Here is a 20,364-nt window from a genome sequence, read left to right on the forward strand (position 1 = left end):
AAGATCGTAGGCGGTTCAGCGGAGGATTACCACAGGAAACAGAAAGAAGAGCGCCAGAAGAAGAAAACTTCTTCTGGCGTCGGGGGATTAGTCGAGCTTCACGCCCAGGCGATGAGCGACTTCTTCGTAGGCTTCAATCAGGCCGCCGAGGCTCTGGCGGAAGCGGTCTTTGTCCATTTTATCCATGGTTTTTTTATCCCACAGACGGCTGCCGTCCGGAGAGAATTCATCCCCCAGCACCACTTCGCCTTTGAACAGACCGAACTCCAGCTTGAAGTCCACCAGGATCAGGCCCGCATCGTCAAACAGCTTTTTCAGCACATCGTTAGCTTTGTAGGTCAGCTCCTGCATCCGCGCCAGGTTCTCTTTGCTCACCCAGCCAAAGGTTTCACAGTAGGATTCGTTGACCATCGGGTCGTGCATGGCGTCGTTCTTCAGGAACAGGTCGAACAGCGGCGGGTTCAGCTCGATGCCCTCTTCAATCCCTAAACGTTTCACCAGCGAACCGGCAGCGCGGTTACGTACCACGCACTCCACCGGCACCATATCCAGCTTTTTAACCAGACACTCGGTATCGGACAACAGCGCTTCCATCTGGGTCGGGATACCCGCTTCCGCCAGCTTGCTCATAATGAAATGGTTAAACTTGTTGTTCACCATGCCTTTACGATCGAACTGCTCAATGCGAGCGCCGTCCCCTGCTGACGTATCGTTACGGAATTCGAGTATCAACAGATCCGGGTTTTCGGTGCTGTATACCGTCTTCGCTTTACCACGATACAACTCAGCTTGCTTTTGCATCTTTGTCACTCCAGTGATGATTAACGATAAAAATTTGTGCTTTTCTGCCGACGCACACGTTTGCGTCACTATACATTAAAAAGGGCCGGATTGCTCCAGCCCTGTTAATTACTTACTTAATGCGGCCTGGAATACGGCGACCAGGGCATCATTTTGCGACTGCGTCAGCGTGTGGCCTTTCGGGTCGATGAACTGCAGACTGCTGCGGTTATCGAGGTCCCCGACCTGCAGTTTATAATCGCCGGAAACCAGCTGCGGGTCGCGGGCACCCAGATCGGTCCAGCCGCTGTCGGAAAGCGGTTTGTAGGTGACGGAGAAGCTGCCCTGAGAACGAGAGCTATCGGTGACCTTCATACCCACTTTTTCCAGCGCGCCCGGCAGGCGTTGCCACACCAGGTTAAACGGCGCGCGAACGATCAGCATCGGCAGGCCGGTATCATCAGCGCCGCTCTGCACGTCGAAGGTCGCCCCGGCGTTTTTCTGCGCGGCGTTCTGCGCGCTGGTGGCGTTCAGATCCAGACCTTCGGAGATGACGTTCAGCATGGCGGTACTGTAGCGCTGCAGCGAAGCCGGATCGGCAACAGGTTTACCCGCCTGCTCCAGATTCACCAGCTTCACGATCACCGCCTGCTGATAGCCCTGCTGCTTAACTGAGATTTGATAGCGACCACGATACTGCTGGTCTTCATCGAGGCGATTCCATTCGACCCAGTCGGTATTCAGCGTCTGGCTGGCATCGTCGCGTTTCGCGATAGTGTAGTTTTTCGACTGCACGATGCTTGCCACCTGCGCCCACAGCGAACCGCTGCGCCCGTTTTCCACCATCAGCGTCGCGGTATCACCGTTAAACTGCGTACGCGCGCCGCTGACCAGCGCCAGTGGCTGGGCCGGCGGACGAATGTCCAGGGCTTTGCCAGTGTTACCGGTGCTGGTCGCAACCGGAATATTATAATCACCCACCTGAATCGGCAGGATCATCCCTGCTGGCGCGTGAAGTTCACTAAGCGGCGTAGCCTGCAAATAGGCCTCGTCGCCGCTCACCTGACGCTTGTAGCGCGAGTCAGAACTACAGGCCGCGAGGAGTAGAACCAGCGAAACACCCGCAACCTTCGCCAGGCGCGACTTCTGTACTGAGTAAGCCATCAAATCTCCCTAAACTTTACAGCAAACCGGCATGCTTCAGCGCTGCGGTCACAACCTTAATACCGTTTTCGGTAATCGGGGTCATCGGCAGGCGTAGCGTATCGGTCGCCACAAGACCCAACGCCTTACAGGCCCATTTGACCGGGATAGGGTTGGGTTCGACAAATAATTTGGTATGCAATGGCATCAGACGCTGGTTAATCGCACGAGCTTCGGCAAATTGACCTGCTAGCGCCAGTCGGCACATCTCGGCCATTTCGCGCGCCGCAACGTTTGTCGTTACGGAAATCACGCCATGACCGCCAAGCTGCATAAAGTCCATTCCGGTCGCGTCATCGCCGCTCAGCAGAATAAAGTCATCTGAAACCAGCTCTTTGATCAGATGAACGCGGCTTAAGTTCCCCGTCGCTTCCTTAATACCGATAATATTTTTAATTTCCGCCAGACGACCAACGGTTTCAGGCAGCATATCGCAACCGGTACGGGACGGCACATTATACAGGATTTGCGGCAGGTCAGTATGTTCTGCGATAGCTTTAAAGTGTTGGAACAGCCCTTCCTGGGTCGGACGGTTGTAATACGGCGTTACCGTCAGGCAGCCAACCACGCCGCTATCGTTAAATCGCTTGGTCAGGCTAATCGCCTCTGCGGTTGCATTTGCACCGGTACCGGCAATAACCGGGATACGCCCGTCGGCCAGCTCCAGCGTCTGCATCACCACATCACCATGCTCTTCATGGCTCAATGTTGCGGACTCTCCGGTAGTCCCTACCGAAACGATCGCCGAGGTTCCGCTGGCGACATGATAATCAATCAGTTTTTTCAGGCTTGACCGGCAGACGTTGCCGTTTTCATCCATTGGCGTGACAAGCGCTACAATACTTCCCGTAAACATGGGCCATCCTCAGAGCATAAGTGGGACAAGATTCTCAATGTTACGTTTGGAGTCGTAATAAAAGCAAGAGACCCGATGCCATCAGGGATGTTGTATGCCGGTTTTTTTTATGCTTTCCTAACGTTACCTCACCTTTTTAAAGGAAGAACAGGTTTGACAGCCTCATTACAACACTATCTGGTTATTACCGCGTTGGGTGCTGACCGCCCAGGCATCGTGAATACGATCACTCGTCACGTCAGCAGCTGCGGCTGTAATATTGAAGACAGTCGGCTGGCCATGCTTGGCGATGAGTTTACGTTTATCATGCTGCTTTCCGGCTCGTGGAATGCAATTAACCTGATTGAATCCACTCTGCCGCTGAAAGGCGCCGAGCTGGATCTGCTTATCGTGATGAAGCGTACAACCGCGAGGCCACCTCAGGCGATGCAGAACACCGTCTGGGTTCAGGTTGAGGTGCCGGATTCGCCGCATATCATTGAGCGGTTTACGGCGCTGTGCGATACGTGGAAAATGAACATTGCCGAGCTGGTTTCCCGCACTCAGCCCGGAGCGAACGACGAGTCAGCACAGCTTTTTATTCAAATCACCGCCCACAGCCCGGCTACGCAAAATGCATCAAATATCGAACAAGCGTTCAAAGCCCTATGTACAGAACTGAATGCACAAGGCAGTATTAACATTGTTAATTATTCACAGCATGATGAACAGGATGGAGTTTGAGTGATGAACCCACTGAAAGCCGGTGATATTGCACCGAAATTTAGCTTACCGGACCAGGACGGCGAGGAAGTAAATTTGACCGACTTCCAGGGACAGCGTGTTCTGGTTTATTTTTATCCGAAAGCCATGACCCCGGGCTGCACCGTACAGGCGTGCGGTTTACGCGATAATATGGACGACCTGAAAAAAGCAGGCGTTGAAGTACTGGGTATCAGTACGGATAAACCAGAAAAACTCTCCCGTTTCGCCGAAAAAGAGCTGCTGAACTTCACTCTGCTGTCTGATGAAGATCATCAGGTATGCGAGCAGTTTGGTATCTGGGGTGAAAAAACCTTTATGGGGAAAACCTACGACGGTATCCATCGTATTAGCTTCCTCATCGACGCCAACGGCAAAATCGAACATGTGTTTGATGATTTCAAAACCAGCAATCACCACGACGTGGTGCTGAACTGGCTGAAAGAAAACGCCTGACGCTAAGACAAACGCAAGACGCCGGGTCGTTCTCAACCACCCGGCGTCTTTTTTTAGGGCATTTCTTGCGGCTCCGCGCTAATGCTCATCTTCCACTATCAGGCCATCCGGCCAGGCGTGCACCACCGCTTTGATGAGCGTCGCCAGCGGAATAGCGAAGAACACGCCCCAGAATCCCCACAGACCGCCAAAAATAACCACCGACAGAATAATCACCAGCGGATGCAGGTTAACGGCTTCCGAGAAGAGGACCGGCACCAGCAGGTTGCCATCCAGCGCCTGAATAATCAGGTACACCGCAAACAGGCTCCAGAACTCGGTTCCCGCGCCAAACTGGAACAGCGCCACGCCCACCACCGGAATGGTGACCACAAACGCGCCGATATAGGGGATTAATACCGAGAACCCTACCAGCACCGCCAGCAGCAGCGAATAGTTGAGGCCAAAAAGGATAAAGCCAATCCACGTCGCCACGCCGACGACGATCATTTCCAGCACCTTACCGCGAATATAGTTGGTAATTTGCTGGTTCATCTCTTTCCATACCTGCCCGGCCAGGCCGCGGTTGCGCGGCAGCACCCGGCGTACGGCGTTAAGCATCTGCTCTTTATCTTTCAGCAGAAAGAAAACCATCAGCGGCACCAGCACCAGATAGACCGCCAGGGTCAGCAGCCCGACCAGAGAGGCCAGCGAATATTTCACCACCGAGTCGCCGACGGTTAACATCCGGCTGCGCATATTCTCCGCCATCGCGTCGATAATGCCGGCGTCCATGAGGGCCGGATAACGGCGCGGCACCGTGGCGGCGAAATCGGAAAGTTTATTCAGCATCCCGGGCATATCGCGAATCAGATAAATGCCCTGCTGCCAGGCAACCGGCATCACCACAAACGCCATCAGCAGCAGAATGCCGACGAACAGAATCAGAACGACCGAGGTGGCCCAGGTACGTGAAAACCCGATACGCTCCAGTCTGACGGTGGGCCACTCCAGCAGATAAGCCAGAACAATCGACACTAACAAAGGTGCCAGCAGGCCGCTGAAGAAAAACATAATGCCGAACCCAGCCAGCAAAATGACCAGCAGCGCTATCGCCTCCGGGTCGCTGAACCGACGACGGTACCACTGCATTAACATCTGGAGCATAAAACCCTTCCCTGAAGAGCGGAGCTGTAACAATCTCAGGAATTGTATCGAAATGTCACAAAAAAGACTTCGCTTTTTATGGGTAAAACCACAAACATTACTGGCCGGATGAATATCATATTTGCAACGCCGCGAACGACGGCTAAACTCGCTGGACCTGCTTGCGGTCAGGGAACATTACGCCGCACAATCGGTCAAACTGGCACACCTACATTACAGGACAGAGGTTATGTTCAGGCAGTTGAAGAAAACGCTGGTGGCGACCGTCATAGCGTCGCTGACGCTGGGTTCAATATTACCTGCTTTTGCCGATACCGCAGACACTCTGCCGGACATGGGCACCTCCGCAGGAAGTACGCTCTCCATCGGCCAGGAAATGCAGATGGGAGATTACTACGTGCGCCAGCTGCGCGGCAGCGCGCCGTTAATCAACGATCCGCTGCTGGTGCAGTATATTAACGGTTTAGGCATGCGCCTGGTGTCGCACGCCAATTCCGTTCGCACCCCGTTCCACTTTTATCTGATTAATAACGATCAAATAAACGCCTTTGCTTTCTTCGGCGGTAACGTCGTACTGCACTCGGCCCTGTTCCGCTACTCGGATAATGAAAGCGAGCTGGCGTCGGTGATGGCGCACGAAATTTCTCACGTCACCCAGCGCCATCTCGCCCGCGCGATGGAAGACCAAAAGCGTAACGCTCCGCTGACCTGGGTAGGCGCGCTGGGATCGATTCTGTTGGCGATGGCCAGCCCGCAGGCCGGGATGGCCGCGCTGACCGGCACCCTGGCGGGCAGCCAGCAGGGGCTGATCAGCTTTACCCGTCAAAACGAAGAAGAGGCCGACCGCATTGGCATTCAGGTTCTTCAGCGCTCCGGATTCGACCCGCAGGCAATGCCGGCGTTTATGGGTAAGCTGCTCGACGAGTCGCGCTACTCCACCCGGCCGCCGGAAATGCTGCTGACCCACCCCTTACCGGAAAGCCGTCTCGCCGACGCCCGCAACCGTGCGAACCAGATGCGCCCGGTTGTCGTGCAGTCCTCCGCTGACTTCTACCTGGCGAAGGCGAGAACGCTGGGTATGTACACCTCCGGCGACAATAAGCTGGGCAATGACCTTCTGAGCAGCTGGGAAAAAGGCAATATTCGCGAACAGCACGCCGCCCAGTACGGCCGCGCGCTGCTGGCCATGGGCAATAACAATTACGATCTGGCGCGCAAAACGCTGCAGCCGCTGCTGAGCGCCGAACCGCAGAACGCCTGGTACCTTGACCTGGCGACCGATATCGATCTCGGGCAAAAGAGAGCCACAGACGCGATTAATCGCCTGAAGGGCGCCCGCGAGCTGCGTACTAATCCGGTGCTGCAGCTCAACCTCGCCAACGCCCTGCTGGAAGGCGGGCAGCCGGGGGAAGCGGCGACGATCCTTAACCGCTATACCTTCAATAATAAAGATGACGTCAATGGTTGGGATTTGCTGGCGCAAGCGGAAGCTAAACTGGGAAATCGCGATCAGGAGCTGGCAGCCCGAGCGGAAGGCATGGCGCTGGTTGGCCGACTCGATCAGGCCATTACCCTGCTCAGCAGCGCCAGCTCACAGGTAAAATTAGGCAGCCTGCAGCAGGCCCGCTACGATGCGCGTATCGATCAGCTGCGACAGCTGCAGGAACGCTTCAAACCGTACCAGAAAATGTAAGGAGACCTCATGTCCGATACGGTCAAAATCTATCACAACCCGCGCTGCTCCAAGAGTCGCGACACGCTGAGCCTGCTGAAGGCTAACGGCATCGACCCCGAAGTGGTGCTCTATCTGGAGACGCCGCCGGATGCCGCCACGCTGCGCCAGCTGCTGAAGATGTTGGGGATGGCCAGCGCGCGCGACTTAATGCGCCAGAAAGAAGATCTCTATAAATCCCTCGATCTCGCTAACCCACAGCTTAGCGAAGATGCGCTGATCCAGGCGATGGTTGATAATCCAAAGCTGATTGAACGGCCTATCGTCGTTAGCCACGGCGAGGCCCGTATCGGTCGCCCGCCGGAGCAGGTTCTGGAAATCGTTAACTAAGTTGTTGATCCTCAGGCCGCGGCCCGCTAAAGCTTGAGGATCTCTTTCACGAAAGGAATGGTCAGCTTGCGCTGGGCGGTAATGGAAGCGCGATCGAGCTGATCGAGCGTCATAAACAGCGAACGCATTTCGCGATCCAGCCGCTTAAGCAGGAACCGACAGACGTCTTCCGGCATTTCGAAACCACGCAGTCTGGCGCGAAGCTGAAGCGCCTGGAGCTTGTCTTCATCCGACAGCGGCTGCAGCTTGTAGATTTGCCCCCAGTCAAGACGCGAAGCCAGATCCGGCAGGCCAAGCTTGAGCTGGCGCGGCGGTCGGTCGCCGGTAATCAGCAGCCGGGTTTTACCGGACTCGAGAATGCGGTTGTAGAGGTCGAAAATCGCCATTTCCCACAGTTCATCGCCCGCCACGCACTCAATATTATCGATACAAACCAGCGACAGGTGCTCCATCCCGTCCAGCACTTCAGGAACAAACCACGTCCGTTTATCCAAAGGTACGTAGCCCACCGCATCGCCGCGCTGGGAGAGCTCAGCGCAGGCCGCGTGCAAGAGATGGCTGCGCCCCGCCCCTTCGCGTGACCAGATGTAGATGTATCCGCTATGTTCCTGCCGCAGCACGTTCTGAAGGGCGGCAAGAAGAGAAGGGTTATCGCCCGGCCAGAAACTCGCGAAAGTTTCATCATCGGGAAGATACAGTGGCAAAGAGAGCTGTGCCGGTGCGTTCAGATGGACCTCAACATAGGCTTGCAGAAAAACGCGGAGAGTTTAGCACAGAAATACGCAAGGAGAGAACCGGGCAGGATCGCCGCCCGGTATAAGGATCAATGTTTTGCTTCTTCGCTATCCGCAGCGTCGAGAACCACCTCTTCCGGACGCAGCACGCTAATCAGTTTGAAGATCAGGCTCAGCCCGACGCCAACGATCGTCGCCAGCGCCATGCCTTTCAGCTCTGCGGCGCCGATATGCACTTTTGCCCCGCTGACGCCGATGATCAGGATAACGGAGGTCAGAATCAGGTTCTGCGCCTTGTTGTAATCGACTTTAGATTCGATCAGCACGCGAATACCCGAAGCGCCGATAACCCCGTACAGCAGCAGCGAGACGCCGCCCATTACCGGCAGTGGGATAATCTGGATCGCCGCCGCCAGCTTGCCGACGCAGGAGAGCAGAATCGCGATGATCGCCGCGCCGCCGATAACCCAGGTGCTGTAGACGCGGGTGATCGCCATCACGCCAATGTTCTCGCCGTAGGTGGTGTTTGGCGTGGAGCCAAAGAAGCCGGAGATCACCGTAGACAGGCCGTTGGCAAACATTGAACGATGCAGGCCCGGATCGCGGATCAGATCTTTTTTGACGATATTGGCCGTGACTACCAGATGTCCAACGTGCTCGGCGATCACCACCAGCGCGGCGGGCAGAATGGTGAAAATCGCAAACCATTCAAAGCGCGGGGTGTAGAAGGTCGGCAGCGCGAACCAGTGGGCCTCGGCGATGGGCGTGGTATCGACGACGCCCATCACGAAGGAGAGCGCGTAGCCGACCAGGACGCCGATTAAAATCGGGATAATCGCCAGGAAACCGCGGAACAGCACCGAACCGAAAACCGTCACCGCCAGCGTCACCATCGAAATAATAATGGTTTTGCTGTCCGGCGATTGCCCGTCAGCGGGCAGCAGACCGGCCATATTCGCCGCCACGCCCGCCAGCTCCAGGCCGATAACCGCGACAATCGCGCCCATCGCCGCCGGTGGGAACATCACGTCCAGCCAGCCGGTTCCGGCTTTTTTGACAATAAAGGAGACGATGCAAAACAGCACGCCGCACATGATAAAGCCGCCGAGAGCGACTTCGTAGCCCAGCGGCAGCAGAAGCAGCACCGGGGAGATAAACGCAAAGCTCGATCCGAGATAAGCCGGAATTTTGCCTTTGCAGATGAAAAGATATAACAGCGTTCCGATGCCGTTAAACAGCAGTACCGTGGCCGGGTTGATATGGAACAGAACGGGCACCAGTACCGTTGCGCCAAACATGGCGAACAGATGTTGCAAACTAAGCGGGATTGTCTGTAAAAGCGGCGGTCTTTCACTCACCCCGATAGCACGGCGCGTCATGGCATTTTCCTCTGAGAGTCGTTTGTTGATTGCTGTTGGTCTGTTTTATTCAAAAAAAAGCCGACTCTCAAAGTCGGCTTTTTCTACTTCATCATTTATTTCGTACCAAAAATCTTATCGCCGGCGTCACCGAGCCCCGGAATAATGTATCCGTGCTCGTTCAGGCCCTGATCGATGGACGCGGTGTACAGCTCAACGTCCGGATGCGCTTTCTCCAGCGCGGCGATGCCTTCCGGCGCCGCCACCAGAACCAGCACCTTAATGCTGGAGCAGCCCGCTTTTTTCAGCAGGTCGATGGTGGCGATCATGGAGCCGCCGGTCGCCAGCATCGGGTCAACCACCAGCGCCATGCGTTCATCGATGTTGGATACCAGCTTCTGGAAGTAAGGCACCGGCTCAAGGGTCTCTTCGTTACGATAGATGCCCACCACGCTGATACGCGCGCTCGGCACGTGCTCAAGCACGCCTTCCATCATCCCCAGACCCGCGCGCAGAATCGGCACTACGGTAATTTTCTTGCCTTTGATCTGCTCAATTTCTACCGGGCCGTTCCAGCCTTCGATGGTGACTTTTTCGGTCGCCAGATCGGAAGTAGCTTCATAAGTCAGTAAGCTGCCAACTTCTGAGGCGAGTTCACGGAAGCGTTTGGTGCTGATGTCGTGCTCACGCATCAGGCCCAGCTTGTGTTTGACGAGTGGGTGTTTCACTTCCACGATCTTCATTCTCTTTCTCCTCTGAGGGGCAGCCACAAAAAAAATCGCCGGATTATACCGCCTTTTTCCTTTTACGCCATAGCCGATATGTTTGACCGGGATCAACCAAAATGCTTTACGCTGCCTGAGCCAGTATAAGACAAAATAAAAAAACCCCGCGAAGGCGGGGCTGAATGGGGCTTTACGGCCGTTTATAGCTTTTCGCCGTTGCTGCCGATAACCTGCTGATACCAGGCAAAAGATTTCTTGCGGCTACGCGCCAGGGTGCCGTTGCCCTCATTATCTTTATCCACGTAGATAAAGCCGTAGCGTTTTTTCATCTCACCGGTTCCCGCGGAAACCAGGTCGATACAGCCCCACGGGGTATAGCCCATCAGGTCGACGCCATCCTCAACAACCGCTTTTTTCATTTCGGCGATATGGGCGGAAAGGTAGTCAATACGATACTGGTCATCCACCGAGCCGTCCGCTTCGCGCACGTCGATGGCGCCAAAGCCGTTCTCCACAATAAACAGCGGCAGCTGGTAATGATCCCAGAACCAGTTCAGGGAGTAACGCAGCCCGACAGGATCAATCTGCCAGCCCCAATCTGACTTCTGCACGTACGGGTTGGAGACCAGGCTCTTGCTTTCATCGTAATCCAGCTGCGGATTATCATCCGTTGCTTTCGTGGCGAACGACATATAGTAGCTAAAGCCGATATAGTCGACGCAGCCCTGAGTCAGCGCCACGCGGTCTTCTTCGGTGATGTCCAGCGCAAAACCGCGACGCTCGAAGTAGTTCAGCAGGTGCTGCGGATAGCGGCCGCGCACGTGAACATCGGTAAACCAGTAGCGGCGATGCATGGCGTTCATCGCCATCATCATGTCGTTGGGCGCGCAGCTCAGCGGGTAAATCGGACACATGGCGATCATGCAGCCAATTTGCAATGCCGGGTTAATTTCGCGGGCGGCTTTTACCGCCAGCGCGCTGGCGACCAGCTCATAGTGCGCCGCCTGAAACATGACCGGCTCGCGGTCCTCCCCCGGCAGATATTTCAGTCCGGAGTTGGTGAACGGCGCAAAATCTTCGTGGAAGTTGGCCTGGTTATTGATCTCATTGAAGGTCATCCAGTACTTCACTTTATGCTGGTAGCGGGTAAACACCACCTGGGCAAAGCGGACAAAGAAATCAATCAGTTTACGGTTACGCCAGCCGCCGTACTCCGTCACCAGATGGTACGGCATTTCGAAGTGGGAGAGCGTAATCACCGGCTCAATACCGTGCTTCAGGCACTCATCGAACAGGTCGTCGTAAAACTTCAGCCCGGCCTCGTTAGGTTCTTGCTCATCGCCCAGCGGAAAGATGCGCGTCCAGGCAATAGAGGTGCGGAAGCATTTGAAGCCCATTTCGGCAAACAGGCGAATGTCGTCTTTATAGCGATGATAAAAATCGATCGCTTCGTGGTTGGGGTAGTTTTTCCCCGGCAGCACGCCATCGGTGATTTCACGCGGTACGCCGTGCGCGCCTGCGGTCATCACATCGGCGACGCTCACCCCTTTACCGCCCTCTTTCCAGCCGCCTTCCAGCTGATGCGCCGCCACCGCGCCGCCCCACAGAAAACCTTCTTTAAATCCGGACATGTTCTCTCCCTATGCGCAGTCGCCGCTCTGCGACCGGTATTGCTGATTGAAATGGTAAACCGCGCCTACCAGCCCGGCATCGTTGCCGTGGCTGACGGTGTCGATATATTCCGCAATGCCAAACCAGGCCAGATGTTCGCGCAGCAGCGCCAGAAAGCCCGGTCGTTCCACAATCCCGCCGCCGATCAAAATCGTTTGCGGGTCGAATAAGTTGACGAGGTTGTAAAGCCCGGTACCCAGGCCGTTAAAGAATTCAGCGACCAGACGTCGACAGGCGGCGTCGCCCGCATCGTAGCGGTCAAAAATCTCTTCGCCAGTGACGTCATCCAGCGCCTTGCCGATATGTTCAGCGTAGCGATGGCGCAGCACGCGCAGCGTGCAGTTTTCGTTCATCGAATAGCGCCGCACATCGCGGGTGCCCGGACGCGCGGTTTGCATATAGCCGAACTCGCCGGCGCGGAAGCGCGCGCCGTGGACCAGTTGGTTATTACAGAAAATCGCCCCGCCGATGCCGGTGCCGATGGTCAGGACCAGAAAGTTGCTCATGTCGGCGGCTTTACCCCGCCAGCGCTCGGCCAGCAGCACGCAGTTAGCATCATTCTCAATGGCCACGGGCAGGCGAACCTGCTGCTCAAGCCAGCGCTTGATGGCGAAGTTATCGAATTTACGGATGGCGCCGCCCATTTCGATAAAGCCGGTGTGCGGGTTAACGTAGCCGGGCGCGCTGATTGCCACCCCTTCACACGCCGGGTGAGCGGCGATCCACGCCAGCATCGCCTGCAGGATCTGGTCGCCGTCGCTGTCGACGATGTTCTGCTTTCCTTTCTCCAGCAGCGTGCCTTCGCGCGTCATTACCCCCATTTTTAGCGCCGTGCCACCAATATCAAATGCGGCAATGTTCATCCTCAGCTTTCCTCCAGAATCCATCACATTCGCGGTTTATCTCTCCAGAAATCAGAAAAGAAACCGGTTTCACTGGCATGATGATTATTCCCGACAACGCTGGCAAGCAGAAGAATGTACCCGGTTTCATTTTCGTGAACAGTATCAAATTTGCGCACTTAACGGCCGTTTTGCATCGGCTGCAAAGCAGGCTCGCAAACGTTTGCTATCCCTGTTAGAATTGCGCCGTTTTTTATTGCTACCGCAAACGCGTGGAGACTTCGCAGTGACCGATAAAACCTCTCTCAGCTATAAAGATGCCGGCGTGGATATTGATGCAGGCAACGCTCTCGTCGACCGTATTAAGGGCGTGGTGAAGAAAACCCGCCGCCCGGAAGTGATGGGTGGACTGGGCGGATTCGGCGCGCTGTGCGCGCTGCCGCAGAAGTATCGCGAACCGGTTCTGGTCTCCGGCACCGACGGCGTCGGCACCAAGCTGCGTCTGGCGATGGACCTCAAGCGTCACGACAGTATCGGTATCGACCTGGTCGCTATGTGCGTAAACGACCTCGTGGTTCAGGGCGCAGAGCCGCTGTTCTTCCTTGATTACTACGCGACCGGCAAACTGGATGTCGATACTGCGTCGAGCGTAATCAGCGGCATTGCCGAAGGTTGCCTGCAGTCAGGCTGCGCGCTGGTGGGCGGCGAGACGGCGGAAATGCCGGGCATGTACCACGGCGAAGATTATGACGTGGCCGGTTTCTGCGTTGGGGTGGTAGAAAAATCAGAAATTATCGACGGCAGCAAAGTGGCCGATGGCGACGTGCTGGTGGCGCTGGCTTCCAGCGGCCCGCACTCTAACGGCTACTCTCTGGTGCGCAAAATTATCGAAGTTAGCGGCGTTGACCCGCAAACCACCGATCTCAACGGTAAGCCGCTGGCCGACCATCTGCTGGCGCCGACCCGCATTTATGTGAAATCCGTACTCGACCTGATCGCCAACGTTGACGTGCACGCCATCGCCCACCTGACCGGCGGCGGCTTCTGGGAAAACATCCCGCGCGTGCTGCCGGACAACACCCAGGCGGTCATTGATGAATCCTCCTGGCAGTGGCCGGACGTGTTCAACTGGCTGCAAACCGCGGGTAACGTTAGCAGCCACGAAATGTATCGCACCTTTAACTGCGGCGTCGGCATGGTCATCGCGCTGCCGGCGGAAGCGGCGGATAAAGCCATTGCCTTCCTGAACGACAAAGGTGAAAGCGCGTGGAAAATAGGGTATATCAAAGCCTCTGATTCCGAACAGCGTGTGGTCATTGAATGAAAAACATCGTGGTGCTGATTTCCGGTAACGGTAGCAACCTGCAGGCGATTATTGACGCCTGCGCCCGGAAAAAAATCAACGGCACCCTGCGTGCAGTCTTCAGCAACAAGGCCGACGCGTTTGGCCTTGAGCGCGCGCGCGCGGCCAATATTCCGGCTCACGCGCTCGCCGCCAGCCAGTTTGCCAACCGGGAAGCTTTCGACCGAGAGCTGATGCACGAGATCGATGCTTACGCGCCGGATCTGGTGGTTCTCGCCGGCTACATGCGTATTCTTAGCCCGGCTTTTGTCGCCCACTACCAGGGGCGCATGCTGAATATCCACCCTTCCCTGCTGCCAAAATATCCGGGGCTGCACACCCATCGCCAGGCGCTGGAAAATGGTGATGAGGAGCACGGGACGTCGGTGCATTTTGTGACCGATGAGCTGGACGGAGGTCCGGTGGTTCTGCAGGCAAAGGTGCCGGTTTTCGCTGAAGATACCGAGGACGACATTACCGCCCGCGTACAGGCGCAGGAACACGATATCTATCCCCTGGCTATCAGCTGGTTTGTCGACGGCCGCCTGCGCGCGGAAGGAAACGAAGCCTGGCTTGATAATGTTCCTCTTCCACCGCAGGGATATGCGGCAGAAGAGTAAACTTTCCCGCCTCTGGCGTCCGCTGGAGGCGTTTTTCATTAGCTCAGGTTTCCCGCACGGATGACCGCTCGCATTTTTCCAGACACAGCGCTTGCGTATTCCATCCTGCCGGTAGGGGAACTGGACGCTGCCAATCAAGTTCTCGGATGACTAAATCGGAAACCCCCTGCGCAAACAGGACGGGTAGCCCTCCGGGATAGGGTTCGACTCCCCAGGCCTTTCCCGTTTCTGGGTTGAGGCACCAGGCGTTATCGATACCCATTCCTGTTGGCGAAAGAGGATTACACGGCGGACGAATATCATAATTCCCCTGCCAACCGTGGCAATGCAGTCGCTGGGTAAGCTGAATACTCTCGAGTCGTATTCGGTTGATCATGGAAGGGGTTTCACTGTGCATATTGATGGCGCCTTCACATTCTCCGCAAAGCCCACGAAACTGGATTTGCGTAATCTCACCAGGCTCGATCTGCGGATTCCTGCGACGCGCGGAGAGGAAAATCGGGTCCGCCTCCCCCCAGTGACAGGCTGGCGCCGCCACACACTCAAAAGTCATGCTGGTAAAGAGCATTCTTCGTAGCCGGCCGCCATCTCGTGAAATCAGGCCGATACCGCGATTCGAATCATAGATAGTGCAGTTGCTGACTACAATATCTTCAATATCTTGCCAGGTTTCCGTGCCGATTTTAAAAGCGCAGCTTTTTGAGCGCAGGGTACAATTGACGATCGTCACCTGACGTAAAGGACGTTGGATAGCCGCCGGTTTATCGGTCGTTTTCAGACAAATTGCATCGTCCGCCGCACTAAAAAAACTATTAGCAACGTGTACCTGCTGACAGCTATCGATATCCAGCGCATCAGTATTTGCCATTGTCAGATCGTTATCGACGGTAACGCCATCAATCACCACCTGTGAACATGAAACAAGATGAATTGTCCACATCGGCGCATGGTGTATACAGATATTTTCCAGCCTGACCCGCTGGCAATTTTCCAGAAGAATCATGCGCGGCCGCTGTTCGGCGGGCGTGCGATAGCCCATATCATCAACCGATGAGGAGAACCAACCATCGGCATTACCGTAAATAGTACCGCCCCCACAAATCGAGATATTTTCGGCATCCTGGGCATAGAGGAAAGCCCGGTCTGAGCACTCTGCGCGGCTTAAGGCCACCGCCTGGGTGAAGTCAGCATAATTATCGCTGACGATGAGTTCTGCACCGGGTGACAACCACAGGCAGGTGTTTGACCCCATGCGTAACCCGCCAAGGTAATATTTTCCACTTTCCACCACCAGTGTACCGCCGCCCGCTTGCGATAAGGTATCCAGCGCTTTTTGAAAAATCTCAGTGTCGCGAGTAATACCATCTGCGTGCGGGCGCCAGTTTGAAAGAAAAATGTTCATAGGATTTCCTGAGATGAAATGGGAATGCTATCTGAACACAGTCATTATCGATCGCCGTAGGGCAAAACAGCATCGACATAATTAATCTGTCGCCGTTCTCACAACGTCCTTTTTTCCCGCAGTTCATCTGTGATTTCGGACACATTTCTTTTCGATCCTTCCGCAGAAATAGCGATGGCTATCACATTTCATTTTTTCGCCCGTCCTGATACTGCCGGCCATATCACGCTATTTATTTCATTTAATCCGCTTTCTACGCCCCGCTCTCAGTTCTTAACAAAAGCGCCATGATGACGATTCCGCAAAATTTTCACCTCTTTTACTGTGCTACTTCCTCTTTACTGACAGAAGAGACAGGAAAAATGACGAGGACAGTAACGGCACCACGGGAAGTAAAAACACGCAATATTCTCTGCTGGGGGATGGGCGATATCTTCGGCAGCGGGGCAATGACTATCACCGGGCTTTGGCTGCTTTATTTTTATATTGAAGTGGCGGGCCTTTCTCCCGCCGCCGCCGCATCCATCTTTGCGATCGCCAAAATTTGGGATGGCATCACCGACCCGATCATGGGTTATATCACCGACAATATTCGCACGCGCTGGGGGCGACGCCGAATATTCTTTATTATCGGCGCGCCGCTCTCCTTTTGCTTTGCCCTGATGTGGGTAAGCGGTTTTGGCTATGCCTGGTATCTTGGTACTTATTTGTTATTCAGCACCGTTTTTACCCTCTTGATGGTGCCCTACGATACGCTGCCTGCGGAGATGACATCGCGTTACGATCTGCGTTCAAAAATGTCTGGCGCGCGGATGCTATTTGCCCAGGCGACAGCGTTTTTATCTGCACTTATCCCAGGACAAATTTTGGCGCACGTCGCCGATAAATCGCAGGCATTTTTATATATCGGCCTGGTCTTTTCCGTACTCTTCGCCCTACCGTGGATCTTCGTTTGGCGGGGAACCTGGGAACGAGAGAATCTCCCGCCGCCTTCGACTCAGCGCGGGATGGGGAAAACAATTATCTCGCTGTATCGAGAAATGGCTTCAACTTTCCGTTTACGTACTTTTCGCATTCACATCATGATGTACGTTGGTGGAGCCGTCGCCCTGGATATTTTCGGCTCGCTGTTTATGCACTATCTTACATATGTACTTCAGGTCGGCGCATCCTTAGCTTCCCAGGCAATGAGCCTGATGACGCTATTTCAATTTTTTGCCATCCCTTTCTTTACCTGGCTTTGTATTCGCATCGGCAACGGCAACGCCTACAAACTGGCAATTGCACTGATTATGTGCGCTCTACTGTGGTTCAGCCAGCTCTCCGCCTCCATTAGCCATTTATCAGGGTTCTTATTCGGCGGAGCCATCGTGATGGGCATCGCACGCGGCGGAACCTATCTTATCCCATGGAACGTCTACAACTTTTTACCTGACGTGGATGAAGCTTATACCGGCGTCAGACGTGAAGGCATTTACGCGGGCGTCATGATGCTAACACGCAAATTTTCCCAGGCGCTGGCCCTGTTTATTGTTGGACTGGCGCTCGAGGCGTTTGGCTTTACCAAAGGCGCAGAGTCACAAGATGCCGCCGCGCTAAACGGCATCTGGTGGGTATTCCTTATCGGACCGGGTTTACTCACTCTGCTGGCGATGTACGGCGCGTTTCGCTTTCGTCTAAGCCAGGAGTGTCATAAGACGCTTACCTTCGAGCTAGAGCGTCTGCGGTCTGGCGGTAAACCCGAAGATGCATCAACGCAGGTACGACAAACCGTAGAGTTACTTACCGGACATCCGCATATGAATATCCACTGGCAGCATACAGCTGAAACGACAACGCAAGGGAATCTCTATGTCGCAGAAAATAAGCCATCCTGAAATCATCCGTCTTATCGAAAAACTGATCGATAGCCTCACCGCAATTCAGGATGACAATGGTCAATTCCTGCAGCGCCTGCCTGACGGGCGCGTGATTGATACAAAAGGCTGGGCTGGATGGGAATGGACACATGGTATCGGCTTGTTTGGTCTCTACCGCTACCATGAACTTACCGGCTCATCTCGCGCCAGGCAGATTATTGACGACTGGTTCAGCGCCCGTTTCGCCGAAGGAACGCCGGAGAAGAATATTAATACCGCGATCCCTTTTTTGACGCTTGCCAGTCGCTACCAGCAGGACGCTCGTCACGAATGGCGCGCCTATCTGGAAGTGTGGGGAGATGCGCTTTATCGTCAGATTCCGCGCACTGATGAAGGCTGCATGCAGCATGTCACCTACGAAAACGCGCATTACCAGCAAATCTGGGATGACACCTTGATGATGGCGGTCCTGCCTCTGGCCAGGATTGGGCTTTTATTGCAAAAACCTTACTGGGTAGAAGAAGCAAAATTTCAATTTCTACAGCACATTCACTACCTTACGGATAGAAAAAGTGGTTTATGGTTTCACGGCTGGAATTTCGACGGCAGGCATCATTTTGCCGGTGCCCGATGGGCTCGTGGCAATAGCTGGATAACACTGGCGATTCCTGAACTACTGGAAATGCTCAATCTTGATGAGCATGACGCCTTCTATCGCCAGCTCTGTAACATCCTGCAGGGCCAGGTATCCGCCCTCGCCCGCTGTCAATGTGAAAACGGGCTATGGCCGACGCTATTAGATGATGCAACAAGCTACGCTGAAGCCTCAGCAACAGGGGGATTCGCAGCCGGTATCCTGAAAGCGATACGTCTCGGCTACCTCGACGACAGCTATCTACCCGTTGCCGAACGAGCAATCGCAGGCATTATTGAGCATATCTCGCCGGAGGGAGAATTAACCCAGGTTTCATTTGGCACGGCAATGGGACACGACCTTGACCATTACCGACGAATCCCCCTAACTGCGATGCCATATGGCCAGGCGCTGGCGATACTCAGCCTGGTCGAGGCTTTATACCGCACGCGTTAAAACCTAATGCCTGAGTGCCGATAGTTCGCTACTCAGGCTATCAGCCAGGCTACGAACCCGACCCGCATCGAACATGATATAAAACCCAGGCGATGCTTCATTCATCTGCTGGCAAAGCATCTCCATTTCGGATGCCCCCTGATACAACGCCTGCACGTTGATATGGCAGATTTCTCTCATACTCCAGCTATTCTCCACCTCACGAGCAAAATGCAGCGTAAAAAAAGCTTTCTGTGCATGCGTGAACAGCTGACAGTAGAGTGCGAGCCCCCGCCATTCATTCTGCCAGAGCCGATAGAGCGCCGTGGGAAACGCGGCATTCTCGGCAAACTCCAGCGCCTGCGCGCATAGCTTCAGGGCATCTGCCGCTACCTCATCCTTCTCTTGCGCAATTCGCGTGAGGTTTTCCATCGATATTTGCGGATCGTCACGCGTGAAGTGGATATCCTGGGCCGACCCCGGCAGCCAGTGATTACGCGCCAGCTGGCTGTACAAACTCCATACTGCCTGACCATAGCTTTCCGGTAGCTGACTATGGCGGTGAAAAACGTGATCGCGAACATAAATCGCCTGGTAAAGCACCTCCGATGCCTGCTCAAGTAGCTGCTGAAAACGGCGGGCGACTGTAACATCGGGGCACCAGCCGTAACGCTCAGCCAGCCAGAGATCCAACAGCTGCTCCTGGGTCTTGCCCGCACCATGGCCTAACAGCTGGCTACAGGCAAACAGATTGCATTCGCTTAACGTTTCCGGTATCCAGTGGTTATCAACGCTCTCCCAACTGGTTTTGCATATCGCACCGGTGATTCTGGGATTCGCGCTTTGGCACCACAGCAGTCGGCCTTTTAACTCATCAATGCGCAAGAAAGGCATAACGCCCCAGCCCACCTCTTCGCCTGCTAAATCAATATCAACCCAGACGTCTCGCATAGTGACCTGAAGCAGTGCGGGATTATTTGGAAATGCTGGCCAGAAACGTTCTGGCGTTAACTTGATCGATACCGAAACGGTTGGCGGAAGCGGCTCGATAGCATCGAGAACGGTACCAAGATCATCATTACTTGCAGGGAAAACCCGCAAAACCAGATGTTTATTTTGTGCGGTAACCACCTGGCTGAGCGCTTGAAAACAACGGCGATAGAGCACAAAGCTTTGCGACGGTTGCCGGGTATTTTCAGGCTCATCCCTGGCGTTTATATCCCATTTAGGGCGCGTAATCGGCAATAAACCATCGGTGCTGGAAAGCGCAATAATTAGCCCTGTTAAAGCAGGAATTCCCTGACAAACGCCGCGAATTTTGTCTGTCAGCCAGCGGCTCCAGAAATCCACATCAAAAAGGATCCCTTGCTGGTTATCCAGTAGATACTTATGCGACAACAGCAATTCCGTTGGGAAACCCAGCTCTTTTGCCTGTAAATAAAATCGCAGCCCCTGCTCGCGGCAATACATGGCGAGACGATTAAGGTAGATACAGCGC

At 54.7% G+C, this 20,364-nt stretch carries 19 protein-coding genes; 8 read left to right on the forward strand and 11 right to left on the reverse strand.

Going from position 1 to position 20,364, the window contains the following annotated elements:
- Nucleotides 1-87 precede the first annotated feature (87 nt).
- The 3 genes from purC to dapA form a co-directional block, all read right to left on the reverse strand.
- The gene (gene purC / locus HMPREF1144_RS29660; RefSeq protein WP_004104417.1) at nucleotides 88-801 is read right to left on the reverse strand and encodes a phosphoribosylaminoimidazolesuccinocarboxamide synthase; all 714 of its coding nucleotides are present in this window, start codon (nucleotides 799-801) and stop codon (nucleotides 88-90) included.
- 108 nt (nucleotides 802-909) lie between these two features.
- Nucleotides 910-1,944 (reverse strand): outer membrane protein assembly factor BamC, encoded by a 1,035-nt coding sequence (gene bamC / locus HMPREF1144_RS29665; protein ID WP_004853085.1) that lies wholly within the window; start codon nucleotides 1,942-1,944, stop codon nucleotides 910-912.
- A 16-nt stretch (nucleotides 1,945-1,960) separates the two neighbouring features.
- The gene (gene dapA / locus HMPREF1144_RS29670; RefSeq protein WP_009654892.1) at nucleotides 1,961-2,839 is read right to left on the reverse strand and encodes a 4-hydroxy-tetrahydrodipicolinate synthase; all 879 of its coding nucleotides are present in this window, start codon (nucleotides 2,837-2,839) and stop codon (nucleotides 1,961-1,963) included.
- A 153-nt stretch (nucleotides 2,840-2,992) separates the two neighbouring features.
- Between dapA and HMPREF1144_RS29675 the strand changes: the two genes are divergently transcribed.
- A complete protein-coding gene (locus tag HMPREF1144_RS29675) occupies nucleotides 2,993-3,562 on the forward strand; it encodes a glycine cleavage system transcriptional repressor (RefSeq protein WP_004853088.1) in 570 nt (189 codons plus the stop codon).
- Between the two features lie 3 nt (nucleotides 3,563-3,565).
- Nucleotides 3,566-4,036, forward strand: coding sequence for a thioredoxin-dependent thiol peroxidase (gene bcp / locus HMPREF1144_RS29680; protein ID WP_004104423.1), 471 nt, complete (start codon nucleotides 3,566-3,568; stop codon nucleotides 4,034-4,036).
- Nucleotides 4,037-4,114: 78 nt separating this feature from the next.
- Here bcp and HMPREF1144_RS29685 read toward each other — a convergent pair whose 3' ends face one another.
- Complete coding sequence (locus tag HMPREF1144_RS29685; RefSeq protein WP_004123481.1) at nucleotides 4,115-5,182, reverse strand: AI-2E family transporter; 1,068 nt, start codon at nucleotides 5,180-5,182, stop codon at nucleotides 4,115-4,117.
- 229 nt (nucleotides 5,183-5,411) lie between these two features.
- On the opposite strand from HMPREF1144_RS29685, the gene bepA reads away from it, so the two are divergent.
- Nucleotides 5,412-6,875: a beta-barrel assembly-enhancing protease gene (bepA, locus tag HMPREF1144_RS29690; RefSeq protein ID WP_004853093.1), complete on the forward strand. Its 1,464-nt coding sequence runs from the start codon at nucleotides 5,412-5,414 to the stop codon at nucleotides 6,873-6,875.
- Between the two features lie 9 nt (nucleotides 6,876-6,884).
- Nucleotides 6,885-7,244 (forward strand): arsenate reductase (glutaredoxin), encoded by a 360-nt coding sequence (gene arsC, locus HMPREF1144_RS29695; RefSeq protein ID WP_004853095.1) that lies wholly within the window; start codon nucleotides 6,885-6,887, stop codon nucleotides 7,242-7,244.
- A 26-nt stretch (nucleotides 7,245-7,270) separates the two neighbouring features.
- Here the strand turns inward: arsC and HMPREF1144_RS29700 are convergent, their stop codons facing one another.
- The 5 genes from HMPREF1144_RS29700 to bglK all read right to left on the reverse strand — a co-directional run bounded on the left by HMPREF1144_RS29700 (nucleotide 7,271) and on the right by bglK (nucleotide 12,595).
- Nucleotides 7,271-7,972 carry a DnaA inactivator Hda gene (locus HMPREF1144_RS29700; protein ID WP_211800913.1) on the reverse strand — a complete coding sequence of 234 codons (702 nt, stop codon included), beginning with the start codon at nucleotides 7,970-7,972 and terminating at the stop codon, nucleotides 7,271-7,273.
- A gap of 95 nt (nucleotides 7,973-8,067) precedes the next feature.
- A complete protein-coding gene (gene uraA, locus HMPREF1144_RS29705) occupies nucleotides 8,068-9,357 on the reverse strand; it encodes a uracil permease (RefSeq protein WP_004853099.1) in 1,290 nt (429 codons plus the stop codon).
- A gap of 95 nt (nucleotides 9,358-9,452) precedes the next feature.
- Nucleotides 9,453-10,079 carry a uracil phosphoribosyltransferase gene (upp, locus tag HMPREF1144_RS29710; protein ID WP_004123492.1) on the reverse strand — a complete coding sequence of 209 codons (627 nt, stop codon included), beginning with the start codon at nucleotides 10,077-10,079 and terminating at the stop codon, nucleotides 9,453-9,455.
- A 182-nt stretch (nucleotides 10,080-10,261) separates the two neighbouring features.
- Complete coding sequence (locus HMPREF1144_RS29715; RefSeq protein ID WP_009654885.1) at nucleotides 10,262-11,692, reverse strand: 6-phospho-beta-glucosidase; 1,431 nt, start codon at nucleotides 11,690-11,692, stop codon at nucleotides 10,262-10,264.
- 9 nt (nucleotides 11,693-11,701) lie between these two features.
- On the reverse strand, nucleotides 11,702-12,595 hold the full coding sequence (gene bglK, locus HMPREF1144_RS29720) for a beta-glucoside kinase BglK (RefSeq protein ID WP_009654911.1): 894 nt from the start codon (nucleotides 12,593-12,595) through the stop codon (nucleotides 11,702-11,704).
- 265 nt (nucleotides 12,596-12,860) lie between these two features.
- On the opposite strand from bglK, the gene purM reads away from it, so the two are divergent.
- Together purM and purN are read left to right on the forward strand one after the other, a co-directional pair.
- Nucleotides 12,861-13,898: a phosphoribosylformylglycinamidine cyclo-ligase gene (gene purM, locus HMPREF1144_RS29725; protein WP_009654889.1), complete on the forward strand. Its 1,038-nt coding sequence runs from the start codon at nucleotides 12,861-12,863 to the stop codon at nucleotides 13,896-13,898.
- Entirely contained in the window at nucleotides 13,895-14,536 is a 642-nt protein-coding gene (gene purN, locus HMPREF1144_RS29730; RefSeq protein WP_004853109.1) for a phosphoribosylglycinamide formyltransferase, read from the forward strand. Before purM ends, purN begins: the two co-directional genes overlap by 4 nt.
- Before the next feature lie 43 nt (nucleotides 14,537-14,579).
- Here the strand turns inward: purN and HMPREF1144_RS29735 are convergent, their stop codons facing one another.
- The gene (locus HMPREF1144_RS29735) at nucleotides 14,580-15,938 is read right to left on the reverse strand and encodes a glycoside hydrolase family 28 protein (protein WP_004853111.1); all 1,359 of its coding nucleotides are present in this window, start codon (nucleotides 15,936-15,938) and stop codon (nucleotides 14,580-14,582) included.
- A gap of 422 nt (nucleotides 15,939-16,360) precedes the next feature.
- On the opposite strand from HMPREF1144_RS29735, the gene HMPREF1144_RS29740 reads away from it, so the two are divergent.
- Together HMPREF1144_RS29740 and HMPREF1144_RS29745 are read left to right on the forward strand one after the other, a co-directional pair.
- A complete protein-coding gene (locus HMPREF1144_RS29740) occupies nucleotides 16,361-17,815 on the forward strand; it encodes an MFS transporter (RefSeq protein WP_032721555.1) in 1,455 nt (484 codons plus the stop codon).
- Nucleotides 17,790-18,887, forward strand: coding sequence for a glycoside hydrolase family 105 protein (locus HMPREF1144_RS29745; RefSeq protein WP_004853118.1), 1,098 nt, complete (start codon nucleotides 17,790-17,792; stop codon nucleotides 18,885-18,887). The genes HMPREF1144_RS29740 and HMPREF1144_RS29745 overlap by 26 nt, the downstream gene beginning before the upstream one ends.
- A 3-nt stretch (nucleotides 18,888-18,890) precedes the next feature.
- Here the strand turns inward: HMPREF1144_RS29745 and HMPREF1144_RS29750 are convergent.
- Nucleotides 18,891-20,364 (reverse strand): hypothetical protein (locus tag HMPREF1144_RS29750; protein ID WP_042928766.1); only part of this gene is annotated, 1,474 nt, incomplete at its 5' end.

The sequence above is a fragment of the Klebsiella sp. OBRC7 genome (genome assembly GCF_000293135.1).
Classification (GTDB): domain Bacteria; phylum Pseudomonadota; class Gammaproteobacteria; order Enterobacterales; family Enterobacteriaceae; genus Klebsiella; species Klebsiella michiganensis.

What these genes read in the sequence shown, in the direction of transcription:
- purC (WP_004104417.1), bottom strand. Translation starts at nt 801, where the DNA reads ATGCAAAAGCAAGCTGAGTTGTATCGTGGTAAAGCGAAGACGGTATAC.
- bamC (WP_004853085.1), bottom strand. Translation starts at nt 1,944, where the DNA reads ATGGCTTACTCAGTACAGAAGTCGCGCCTGGCGAAGGTTGCGGGTGTT.
- dapA (WP_009654892.1), bottom strand. Translation starts at nt 2,839, where the DNA reads ATGTTTACGGGAAGTATTGTAGCGCTTGTCACGCCAATGGATGAAAAC.
- bcp (WP_004104423.1), top strand. Translation starts at nt 3,566, where the DNA reads ATGAACCCACTGAAAGCCGGTGATATTGCACCGAAATTTAGCTTACCG.
- HMPREF1144_RS29685 (WP_004123481.1), bottom strand. Translation starts at nt 5,182, where the DNA reads ATGCTCCAGATGTTAATGCAGTGGTACCGTCGTCGGTTCAGCGACCCG.
- bepA (WP_004853093.1), top strand. Translation starts at nt 5,412, where the DNA reads ATGTTCAGGCAGTTGAAGAAAACGCTGGTGGCGACCGTCATAGCGTCG.
- arsC (WP_004853095.1), top strand. Translation starts at nt 6,885, where the DNA reads ATGTCCGATACGGTCAAAATCTATCACAACCCGCGCTGCTCCAAGAGT.
- uraA (WP_004853099.1), bottom strand. Translation starts at nt 9,357, where the DNA reads ATGACGCGCCGTGCTATCGGGGTGAGTGAAAGACCGCCGCTTTTACAG.
- upp (WP_004123492.1), bottom strand. Translation starts at nt 10,079, where the DNA reads ATGAAGATCGTGGAAGTGAAACACCCACTCGTCAAACACAAGCTGGGC.
- HMPREF1144_RS29715 (WP_009654885.1), bottom strand. Translation starts at nt 11,692, where the DNA reads ATGTCCGGATTTAAAGAAGGTTTTCTGTGGGGCGGCGCGGTGGCGGCG.
- bglK (WP_009654911.1), bottom strand. Translation starts at nt 12,595, where the DNA reads ATGAACATTGCCGCATTTGATATTGGTGGCACGGCGCTAAAAATGGGG.
- purN (WP_004853109.1), top strand. Translation starts at nt 13,895, where the DNA reads ATGAAAAACATCGTGGTGCTGATTTCCGGTAACGGTAGCAACCTGCAG.
- HMPREF1144_RS29735 (WP_004853111.1), bottom strand. Translation starts at nt 15,938, where the DNA reads ATGAACATTTTTCTTTCAAACTGGCGCCCGCACGCAGATGGTATTACT.
- HMPREF1144_RS29740 (WP_032721555.1), top strand. Translation starts at nt 16,361, where the DNA reads ATGGGCGATATCTTCGGCAGCGGGGCAATGACTATCACCGGGCTTTGG.
- HMPREF1144_RS29745 (WP_004853118.1), top strand. Translation starts at nt 17,790, where the DNA reads ATGTCGCAGAAAATAAGCCATCCTGAAATCATCCGTCTTATCGAAAAA.